The following is a 295-nucleotide window of genomic DNA, read 5'->3' on the forward strand; positions in this document are numbered from 1 at the left end:
TGTAGGTTTGTCAAACATTTGTTACACTGACTGCAAATAATTCTTTAGCACCTGATTAGGTGTTTTCCATCCCAGAGGGCGCATTGGGAAGTTGTTGTAATCCCTTCGGTTGTAGACCTTTAGCTGCTTTGAGAAGTCCTCGAAGGAATAGAACGCATGGGTCGCGTAAAACCGTTCATTGTCCTTCCGATGACTTCGCTCTACCTTCCCGTTATGCCTTGGAGTGAAGGGACGGATGATCTTGTGACGGATTCCATGCTGCTCCAGGTGGAGCTGGAACATGGTTGGTTTGTTC

General features: G+C 47.1%; 1 protein-coding gene. It reads right to left on the reverse strand.

The features are described 5' to 3' along the window. Window positions 1-21: 21 nt before the first annotated feature. Window positions 22-295 (reverse strand): integrase core domain-containing protein (locus LIZ87_RS22205; RefSeq protein WP_227149240.1); only part of this gene is annotated, 274 nt, incomplete at its 5' end.

Source organism: Lacrimispora sp. 210928-DFI.3.58, assembly GCF_020554865.1.
Classification (GTDB): domain Bacteria; phylum Bacillota; class Clostridia; order Lachnospirales; family Lachnospiraceae; genus Enterocloster.